Annotated in this window: 2 protein-coding genes and 1 pseudogene; 1 reads left to right on the top strand and 2 read right to left on the bottom strand. The window is 65.0% G+C overall.

Annotated features, from left to right (window positions below):
* Window positions 1-1,022: 1,022 nt before the first annotated feature.
* Window positions 1,023-3,596, top strand: coding sequence for an autotransporter family protein (locus AC1DIO_RS35015; RefSeq protein WP_476854921.1), 2,574 nt, complete (start codon window positions 1,023-1,025; stop codon window positions 3,594-3,596).
* A gap of 361 nt (window positions 3,597-3,957) precedes the next feature.
* Here AC1DIO_RS35015 and AC1DIO_RS35010 read toward each other — a convergent pair.
* Both AC1DIO_RS35010 and AC1DIO_RS35005 read right to left on the bottom strand, forming a co-directional pair.
* Window positions 3,958-4,227, bottom strand: a pseudogene (locus AC1DIO_RS35010) (YkvA family protein); the annotation flags it as partial.
* Window positions 4,228-4,428: 201 nt separating this feature from the next.
* A partial coding sequence (locus AC1DIO_RS35005) for a hypothetical protein (RefSeq protein ID WP_476854920.1) occupies window positions 4,429-5,059 on the bottom strand: 631 nt, incomplete at its 5' end.

Genomic DNA, 5,059 nt, shown 5'->3' with positions numbered 1-5,059 from the left:
CCCGCCCCGGTCCCGTCGCTCCGCCCTCGCCATCCATCTGCATCGTCTGTGCGCCATGGCACAATGGAAAGCCGTCGCTGGCCTCGCAGCGTGAGCCCGTCACCCGGTTGAGTTCGCTTCAATGGTCCGCGGTTAACGTGACAACGCCGAAGTTCGTTCTGGCCCATTGAGAGGACCAGAACATGAAGCGCAACCGCTTCTCGGAAGAGATGGGGTATTCGGCCCTGATTGCCTGACCTGCTCGCGGACCGGCCTCCGCGTTCCGACGATCATGGACCAATCCATGCGGGGAGAAACGCCATGATCTATGTCGGTCTCGATGTCTCACTGAACTCGGTCGCTATCTGCGTCGTGGACTATGCGAACGGATGCTGACACCGCGGTGGCAAACTGTATCACCTGAAAGCAGACCTTCTCGATGTCCGGGATGGGCCATCTTCCCCCGTCTGACGCTCTCCCCGCGAACGTCTCACTTGGGTGGAAATCAGAAGTTCGTCACGCTGAACCMGCTGGCATAAGCGCGCTACCGCCAAACATTGGCGGACTGCCCGAAAGCAGACGTCGCTAGATTGAAGTTAAGCGGCAGGTCAGGATCACTTCCCTATGGTCACAATGCCTGCCTCCGTCGGCCCAGTAACTGCGCCGATCAAAAATTTCAGCTGGAATCGTGGCGTTCGCGCAACGGATCCTCAAAATATATGGGTCCGCATTGACGACAAACATGCCCTCGTAAACATTTTGTAGATATCGCCGGTGCTTTCTCTGAGTATCGTCACGCGTAGCCTATCCGATTCTGATCAGCCTCTGCCTTTGCTTCTGACTTCGACTGCTGGCAACGCGATCACCTACCGATCACGTTCGCGGGCTGCACGCAAAAGGGCGCGAAAATGGATTTGGGACAGGTGGTGCCGGGTGCGAGCGCGAAACATCAAAAGCGCCGGCTTGTCGCGGGGTCGATGCGACGGTTGGGGTTGCTGGCACGCGTTTGCAGGTTTGGCTCGTCCACGGCGCTGGCGACTATCGTGCTTGTCGCAGCCGTCTCGGCGTCCGCACAAGCCCAAACAACAACTTGGATTCGCGGCACTGGTGACTGGGCCGATGGCGCCAACTGGTTCCCGAACCTCCCTCCCACCGCGGCGAACGATGCGGTCATCAACAACGGCGGCACCGCCCAGGTCGTCACGGACGATGCGGTCGCGAGAAGCCTCACCCTCGGTTCAACCGCCGGCGGCAGCGGGACGGTGGACGTACGCCGGACACTGAATGCCGGAGCCAGCGTAGTACTGGGATCATCGGCCGGCAGTGCGGGCACGCTGATCATCCAAAATGGCGGGACGTTGACCAATGTCTTGGGGGCGATTGGCAATTCGCCAGGTTCGCAAGGTACGGCCACGGTAACTGGTCCGGGCTCGACGTGGACGAACACCTCAGCCCTCGTGGTCGGCGGCCTGGGCACCGGGAGGCTTATCATCGAAAATGGCGGCGCGGTGAGCAGCGGCGGCGGAGGCTCGGTCGGATTGATTGGGACTGGCTCGGTGACGGTGACCGGCCCAAACTCCATTTGGAACATAGGTCCGGCCGGCGGGCTCAATATCGGCAGCTTCGGCACGGGCTCTCTTACAATCGCAAACGGCGCGACGGTCACCAATAACACCCCGGTTAATGCCAACATCGGCAATGCGGTGGGCTCGCAGGGTACGGTGATCGTGACCGGCCCGAACTCTACCTGGAGCAACAATTCGGCGCTAAATATCGGCAACTTTGGCACGGGCACGCTCACAATTGCGGACGCAGGCGTCGTTGCCGCGTCGTCTGTTGTGATCGCGGCGAATGCCAGTGCGGTCGGGACCCTCAACATCGGCGCGGCCGCTGGCAGTGGGGCGGCTGCACCAGGTACCCTGTCTGCGCCGAGCCTCTCCTTTGGCGCTGGCACCGGCACGCTCAACTTCAATCACACATCCCAAAGCTACGTGTTTGCGTCGGCGATCAGCGGCAACGGTACGGTCAATGTGCACGCGGGCGCGACTACGCTCACCGGTGCCAACACCTACAGTGGACCGACGAACGTCAACGCGGGGACGTTGCGCGCAGGCGGGCCGAACACGTTCAGCCAGAATTCGGCAGTGACGGTCGCGAGTACCGGAACGCTCGATCTCAATGGCTTCAGCCACACCATCCCGAGCGTCGCCAATGCCGGCCTTGTGAACATGGGCACTGGCACCCCGCCGGGCACAGTCTTGACGACGCCAAGCTATACAGGGACTGGCGGCACGATCGGGCTGAACACTTTCCTCGGAACTGACGGCTCGCCTTCCGATCGCCTCGATGTCGGCTCGGCGACCGGCAATTCGCTTCTGAGCATCGCCAACGCCGGCGGGACCGGTGAATTGACGACAGGCAACGGCATCCAGGTGGTCCGCGCGGTGAATGGAGGAAGCACCGCCGGTGCCTTCGCGCTCGGTGGCGTCGTCGCGGCGGGCGCCTACGAATATCTCCTGTTTCAGGGCGGTGTGACGGCCGGCACCGAGAATGACTGGTTTCTGCGAAACCAGCTGATCCCGACGCCCCCCGGCGTGACACCCCCCGTCGGCCCTACGCCGCCCGGCGTGATACCGCCCGGAGTGACGGCTCCGGACACTCCGATCCCTCTCTTCCGCCCCGAGGCGGCCATCTACACGCTGTTGCCCGGCGTGGCGCGCCAGCTCGGATTGGCGACGCTTGGGACCTTTCACGAGCGCCAGGGCGATCAGGCCCTGCTGCTCGGCTCGGGCGCGCTGCCAGGCGCCTGGGGCCGGCTCTTCGGCCGCCATGCCGAGGAGAGTCGCTCAGGCCCGCTCTCGCCCGAGATGAAGGGCAATATCGGCGGCTTCCAGGCCGGTCAGGACCTTTTCGGCTGGGACAATAACGGCCATCGCGACCGGCTTGGCCTGTTCCTCGGCTTCGCCAGCGCCGATGTCGATGCCCGCGGTTTCGCTCTCGCCCAGCAGCGGGCGCTGGTCGGCAAGCTGAAGATGGATGCAACCAGCCTCGGCGCCTACTGGACCCATGTCGGTCCGTCACGCTGGTATGTCGACGCGGTGCTGCTGGGCTCCTGGTTCGATGGCGATCCGCGCTCGACCCGCGGCATCGGGCTGAGCGCCGACGGAACCGGTCTCACCGGCTCGCTCGAGGCCGGCTATCCGATCCAGATCGGTGCCGGGCTGTCGCTTGAGCCGCAGGCGCAGCTGATCTGGCAATCGGTCTCGTTCGGAACGGAGCGCGATCGCTTCTCCGCGGTCCGCTTTTCGCCCGACGATGCGCTCACCGGCCGGATCGGCGCACGGCTCACCGGCGATTGGACGATGGGCGGKATGACGCTGAAACCCTATCTCCTCGCCAATGTCTGGCGCACGTTTTCCGGCAGCGACACGACGACCTTCAACGTCACGCCGATTACAACCGGCTTCGGCTCCACCTCGCTGGAACTCGGCGGCGGCGTTGCGGCCCAGGTGACGCCGAACGTCGGCGTCTACGCGGCGGCGAGCTACACCAGCAATCTCGGCGGCGACGATCGCCGCGGCATCAAGGGCAATCTCGGCCTGCGCGTCACGTGGTAGGCGCGGCGCCTGCCGACACTTCATACGGGTCTTACGATTGGTTCCGAGCCGGGGCGGGCCTTTGCGAATCTGCCAAACCCGGCGTCCTTACATTGCCTTCAGTCATGTGCCTGCAACCGGACCCTCAGATGTCGGCAATGGGGTCAACTCCGGTCGTCAGACGCCGATCTTGAGATGGGTCGCGAGCGGTGATCAGGCGCTCGCTCGAAACTTGACATTGGCGAACTTGCCGCAGAGCGGACCTCGCCATGGTCTGAGAAGGGCGGAGAGCGAACGCCAGCACCCGCGGCCTGATGCTCCGGAACTGGTCGTAGCAACTCGGGTTTGAAGAAACGGCTCGCAATGACCGCCAAGATTGCTCGGCCTCCCTCCTGAATTCAGCCATGAGTTCCGATGGGATGAGACGAACCGCTAGTGCGATACCCGCGGGGACGATCAGCAAGTCGTCGAGATAGCCAAGTATCGGAATAAAATCAGGAATAAGATCGATTGGGCTCAAGGCGTAGGCCGCAACACCGGCGGCCAGGGCTTTTGCATGCCACGGCGTTCGCGGATCGCGAGCAGCTATCCATAGCGCGACGACGTCGCGCGTGAGATGTCGCGCCCATTGCCTTGCGCGCTCCAGCGTCATGATGATGCAATTGCACGCGGTCGAAGAGACGCGCAATGGGTCGACACCGGCTTTAAGCAGATCCGGCGGGACTGTCCGCTTGCGGGCGATGGGCCTCGATCGAGGTCGATTATGCCGCGATAGCGTGAGGGGCCGAGACAGCAAACGCCCCGGAGTGACCCGGGGCGCCTCGAGCTTCGGACCTACAGAAGACACCTGCGGTTACCGGCCGCTGCCGGTGCCCCCGGTGTTGCCACCGCCGTTGCCACCATGGCCACCGCCGTTGCCACCATGGCCGCCGCCGTTGCCGCCATGGCCACCGCCGTTGCCACCACCATGGCCACCGCCGTTACCGCCATGGCCACCGCCGTTACCGCCATGGCCACCACCATGGCCACCGCCGTTGCCACCACCATGGCCACCGCCGTTACCGCCATGGCCACCGCCGTTGCCGCCATGGCCACCGCCGTTGCCACCATGGCCGCCGCCGTTGCCACCATGGCCGCCGCCGTTGCCGCCATGGCCACCGCCGTTGCCACCGCCATGGCCACCGCCGTTGCCGCCATGGCCACCGCCGTTGCCACCACCATGGCCGCCGCCGTTACCGCCAGGGCCACCGCCGTTGCCAGCATGGCCACCGCCGTTGCCGCCGCCATGGCCGCCGCCGTTGCCGCCCGAGCCTCCGCCCGTGCCTCCGACGGAGCCGCCACCGGAACCACCGCCCGAGCCTCCGCCCGTGCCTCCGACGGAGCCGCCACCGGAACCACCGCCCGAGCCTCCGCCCGTGCCTCCGACGGAGCCGCCACCGGAACCACCGCCCGARCCTCCGCCCGTGCCTCCGACGGAGCCGCCA

This window comes from Allobosea sp. 05T439 (assembly GCF_056396005.1).
This window is presented reverse-complemented; position numbering and strand designations above follow the sequence as displayed.